The sequence below is a fragment of the Emticicia sp. genome, assembly GCF_049241225.1.
In the GTDB taxonomy this organism is placed as follows: Bacteria; Bacteroidota; Bacteroidia; order Cytophagales; family Spirosomataceae; genus Emticicia.
The window spans coordinates 1-5,581 of sequence record NZ_JBMLRC010000040.1 but is presented as its reverse complement, the minus strand read 5'-3'; the positions used below and the strand labels follow the sequence as shown (position 1 = coordinate 5,581).

5 protein-coding genes are annotated in these 5,581 nt (G+C 33.8%); all 5 read left to right on the top strand.

The features are described from left to right. Positions 1-147 precede the first annotated feature (147 nt). Complete coding sequence (locus ACOVO2_RS02490; protein WP_421768456.1) at positions 148-3,159, top strand: hypothetical protein; 3,012 nt, start codon at positions 148-150, stop codon at positions 3,157-3,159. Between the two features lie 25 nt (positions 3,160-3,184). Continuing rightward, positions 3,185-3,892 (top strand): LytR/AlgR family response regulator transcription factor, encoded by a 708-nt coding sequence (locus tag ACOVO2_RS02485; RefSeq protein ID WP_421768455.1) that lies wholly within the window; start codon positions 3,185-3,187, stop codon positions 3,890-3,892. 98 nt (positions 3,893-3,990) lie between these two features. After that, complete coding sequence (locus ACOVO2_RS02480) at positions 3,991-4,368, top strand: response regulator (RefSeq protein ID WP_421768454.1); 378 nt, start codon at positions 3,991-3,993, stop codon at positions 4,366-4,368. 366 nt (positions 4,369-4,734) lie between these two features. Beyond that, positions 4,735-5,028 carry a hypothetical protein gene (locus ACOVO2_RS02475; protein ID WP_421768453.1) on the top strand — a complete coding sequence of 98 codons (294 nt, stop codon included), beginning with the start codon at positions 4,735-4,737 and terminating at the stop codon, positions 5,026-5,028. Between the two features lie 47 nt (positions 5,029-5,075). Beyond that, on the top strand, positions 5,076-5,581 hold a 506-nt coding region (locus ACOVO2_RS02470), incomplete at its 3' end, for a hypothetical protein (RefSeq protein ID WP_421768452.1).

Genomic DNA, 5,581 nt, shown 5'->3' with positions numbered 1-5,581 from the left:
ACGATAATTGTCTGATTTTATCCATTAACTAATTGCGATTTAAAAACTCAAAATTAATTATTTTTATATAAGTTTATTATATTTGGCCATCAGACTATACTATTCAATAAAACTAAACAAGAAGTTTTGATTCGTTTTTGCCAATATTTGACTATTATCTTTTGGTTTACTATCAGCTTGAGTGTTGATGCCCAATCTGATGTTTTTCGAAAAATAAATAAAAAACTAAGCCCTACCGATGGTTTGCCAAATCGGCATATCAATACAACATTTATTGATAATCAAAATCGGATTTGGTTTTCAGTTGATAATCAACTAGCTAAATTTGCTTTTGGGAAAATCAGTAGTCGAGCTATTGTTCCTGATTTTTCAAATCGTGGGTTTAACTCCATCGTACAAGATGCTACCGGCAACCTTTGGATTTCGGAGAGTGTGGAGTGGTATTTTCCGTTTAATATTGTTCGCACTTTTATTTTCAACCCTATTAATCTGACAACGATTTCAGTCGATGAGTACATTGGGAAAAAGATAGGAATTCATTCTATTCTATCTGATAATCAAGGAAATATACTGATTGGTACAAAAGATGGAAAAGTGTTGGAATTTGATGCTAAGCAAAAAAAAATAATTCTGAAATACAAACTTGACACACATCCAATTAAACTATTGTATGCCGGTAGAAAGGGTATGGTTTTGTGTGTTGAGAAAAGTCAGAAACTTGATGAGAAACTCATACATTTGGATAATAGCGGTAAAATTGCTAAAGAAATTCTGTTAAAAAACTCATTTATACGGACAGTGGTAGAGACCGATTCTGATCTGCTGATGCTTCATCAATATTATGATATAACTCTGATTAAATCGTTGTACTCTTCTAAGCAGATTGCATTTAAAAGTGTGAAAGATTCATATTTATGGAATTTGAAGTACGACAAAACATTTAACCTTATTATTCTTAATAGCTCAAATTCTCTACAGTTTTATGATAGTAATTTTAAAATAGTAGATCGAGAAGATTTTGATTTTTTGATTCACGATATTTTTATTGATCAGTCGAATAATTATTTTTTATCGACCAACGATGGGGTTCATATCCTTAATTTCTCCAAGAAAAACATACTTACATTCCTCAAAAACAAGGAATTAGACAAAATCAATGAAAATTATTCTTGCCGAGCAATTGTGAGGCTCAATAAAGATGAAATTTTAGTAAATACCAATAAAAAACGCCAACTTATCAATACGAACACTAATACAGTGCGATCATTACATGAGTTTAAAAATATTTCGGGAGATGAAAATCGATTTGTTTTAAGTATTTTGAAGGATAAAGACGGGGATTTGCTTTTTGGCGAAGATGGCTTAGTAAAAACCAATCTTAAAACCCAAAAGGATGAGATTTTGTGTAACCTTGATACCACAAAAATTTGGTCAATTAAAGCCTATAAAGATGGAGTTTTGCTAGGTTTAGAGAGGAAAGGAATCATATATTACAATAAAAAGACAAAAAAAGCTCGGGTCTTTACGAAGCTCTCGGAATTTTTTAATAATTCAATTGTTTACGATTTTTTCGTTGATGGTAGTAAAATCTACATTGCTGCAGAAAATGGCTTTTTTGAATTGATAGATGAAACAAAGCTTCAGAAGTATATTTTCTTAGCAGATGAGAAAATCCAGCCATCGTGTTTTCACGTTTATAAGGATACTAAAGTACAGCAGTCTTTAATGATTGCCAGCTCAAAGGGTATTTGGTATTTTGACTTGGTTTCAAAAATAATACGCCCATTTGGCAAAGAATCTGATGTATTATCGAAAAAATTCCTTTCGGTGTATAGAAGTAAAAATGGTGTTTGGGCAAGTAGCGAAGAAGGAGTTTGGCATTTTGATGAAGATGGTAGTTTATTGAAAATATATACCGAAGCAGATGGACTAACCAGTAATGAATGTAATAGACTTTCGCATTTTCAGGATGAAAATGGGATATTGTATTTTGGCGGTATAAACGGACTAAATATTCTTAATCCACTAGATTTTTCAAAGAATATAGCCAAAAAATATGCTTTAAAAATAGATACGATAAAGGTATATTCGGCTAACAAACTAAAACGAATTCTCACTGATTACAGTGGCACTACAATTCATCTTGGCCGTTATGAAGAAAGTATCGAATTTGGTCTTTCGTATGAAGATTATAAATACGAATGCCAAAAAAAATATTATTATCGAACCGATAAATCCATAAATAGTGATTGGCAATTACTTCCTGAACGGCAGCTAATACTTGACAACATTGGCCAAGGTTCGAGTAACATCGAAATAAAAGTAGTGAGTTGTAGCGATTTTTTGAATGCACAAATCATAAAAATCACAATTATTCGTCAACCACCGATTTATCAAGAATGGTATTTTTGGGTTTGTGCTTTAATTTTTTTAGGCATAGTGATCTGGCTGGCCACAGTGTTTTCTAATCATCAACTAAAAAAGCGAAATGAACTTTTACAGCAGAAGATAGATGAACAAACGCTGATTTTGCGTGAGAGTCTGGAGCTAAAAGAAACCATTCTAAGTATTCTAGTGCATGATGTAAGGTATCCGGTACAAAGTTTTTATGATATCACTCGCAAACTTGAGTACTTGATAAAAAAACAAGATTTTGACAGATTGTTTCTACTTGGTAAAGAGACCGAGATGAAAAGTAGAAAGGTGCTTTGGCTAATCGATGAGCTTGTATATTGGGTGAAAAGTACTAATAAAAATTGGCAAGCAGCCAAAGAAGAAAAGGTTTTGAATCTGATTATAACTCAGATTATTGAGAGTTATCGAGAAGAATTGACTCAAAAGAATTTGAAAATTGAAATTGGTCAACATCGTGTTTTAGCTCGAATTGATGCCTCACTGCTGGTAATTGTATTGCGAAATTTGATTTTTAATGCAATTATACATTCGGCTTTTGATTCTACAATTGAGATTATTATTCAACAAAACTCAGTTGATAAATTTCTGATCAGAATTATCAATGAGGTTATGGAAGAAGTCGAGATCAAAGATAAAGGACTTGGTCTTGGATTATCTCTGTTAGAGCCTATGCTGAAAAAAGCAGAAATATATATCGAAAACCAAAAAAAAGATGGTATGTATATTGCTGAAGTTATGTTTTAAAAACTGAAGTTTTCACATTAATTTTATGTATAATTGTTTAATACTTGAAGATTCGCTCCACGACCAATTGGCCATAGAAATGGTGCTAGAACAGTTTCCTGCTTTTGTGCCTACGTTTGTTAGCAATCCGAAAGAATTTTTGAAAGAAGTAAGCAAGCAGAAATTTCACTTGTATATAATTGATATTATGCTCAATGATGCTCTAACGGGTATTGATTTGATACAAATGATTGATGACTCAGAGGCTTGGGTGATTATTTCGAGTTCGATGGATAGTAAAGATTACTATCCGCAGTTCAAAGATTTGAAATTTAGCAAGTTTTATATCAAAAAGCCAATTGATGAATTTGTGTTCAAGACAAACCTCGAAACATTTTTGTTTAATAAATCGAGCGAGACCGCCAAAGTTGAGCCATTTATTACAGTAAAGTTGGGTAACTATGCTTACAAGCTATTGGCCAGTGAGATAAGTTATATCGAGACTAACGACCACGCCACAACTATTTTTTCTAATGGTAATAAGTACACCACTTATACGGCTTTGAAAGTTTACGAAGAGTTATTAAAAGATGCTAGTTTTGAAAGGGTCAATCGAAATACATTGATAAACACACTGGCAATAAACCGCATTAACATTAAGGAATCATACGTAGAAATAGCCAATCAAAGAATTTCGATTAGTCGAAATAATAAGCAGGCATTTGTAGAGAAATTTATAGGGAAGGTATACTAAATAAACCATTCACGTAATAAACAAAGCTATTTACGAATAGCACACGTATTTTGTTTGATAGTTGATGTAAGTTTGGGTATATATTCCAAACAAGCTTTATGAAAGAAAAACTACGATGTTTGATTTTAGATGATTCTTTAATTGACCAACTTTCACTCGAAATTATTTTATCGGAATATGGTGAAATAAAGACAACCTCTGTATCTACTCCTGAGCAATTTTCTCAGACGATATGCCAAAATAACTATCAACTTTTTATGATAGATATTAATTTAGGCACACAAATTTCGGGTATTGAACTTGCCAAACAGATACCTCACAAGTCGCAAGCTTGGGTTATTTTTTGCAGTGCAGCTGACTGCCAAAAATACTACGACCTCTACAAAGAATTATCTCTTCGAAAATTTTATCTACAAAAGCCAATTGATGAGTTCAGTTTGAGAACCTACGTGGATTCATTTCTGAGGCATTTCTGAGACAGGTCCCCAACATTTCACTCTTACCTCCACCTTCTTGTTCTTCCCATTCACGAAACTATTCCTACCATTCACGTAGTGAGCTATTCCATTCACGCTATGATTCGTACATGGCTATTGAATGTAGTGCTATGAAAAGCTAATATTTGCATCTAATAGCACGCTTTTGAGTGGTCTATTAGGTGCATTGTAGAACAGGGGTTTCCCCTTGCTATGTACAAAAAAAACTCACGATACCTTTGTAAAATAAGATTTTAGGTAAGGTATTGTACAGTTAAATCTTATTTCGTCAACTGCTTTTTGATGTCTATCAAGTATGAAGCAGGCTGAAAAAATTAGCTAAAATACTATTTAAACAAACGCTGTATGAAACGTAACTCAAGAGTAATTAAACCACAGGAACACGACAAAGTAATCTACATCAAGCACCTCGGACAAGAGCCTTATAACGAAGTTAAATTTGATTGTGGAAAGAAGCTAATCGTGAGCTATAGCCTAACCTATTGGCAAAGTGTCTTTCATGATTTTAAACGCATCAATAAAGGCGTATTAATCAACCCCGACAAAGTAATAAGCCAAGCGGGTGTATTGGAAGTCGAACTCAGTGATAATACAAAGTTTATGTACTCACGACGCAAGCACAAAATCGCATTTTCATAGTCTCCTCTTTTAAAATACTTTTTCAGTACTTACAAATAATCACTATCATGAAAAAAAATTTTACAATTTCTAAAATAGCCCCATTGGCTTTCTTAATTTGCTTCTTTGCTTTGACTGAAGTAGCAGCCCAACAAACAAAAAAAATATCGCTTCAAGGTTTCTTGAAAGATGCCAATGGCAAGGCGGTAGCTGATGGCCAGCAATCAATTATATTTAAGCTCTATACGTCTCCAACTGGTGGCACTGCCGCTTGGACAGACACCCAGAATATCAATGTTTTTGGTGGAGTTTATAGCACGCATTTGGGTAGCACAACCAACCCACTTGATAACCTAGATTGGGGTAGAGAGACTTACTACGTAGGTGTAACTGTACAAGGCACTGAGCTTGTTCCTCGTACCGAACTCACTTTTGCTCCTTACTCATTGGGTTCACCCAAAGCACAAGAGGTAGTTTGCTCAGGTGCCGTGGGTGATATCAAGCACTCAATTTTAAATCCTACACAATTTAAGGCCGTGAATGGAGATTGCTGGGTACCAATGGATGGTACTGC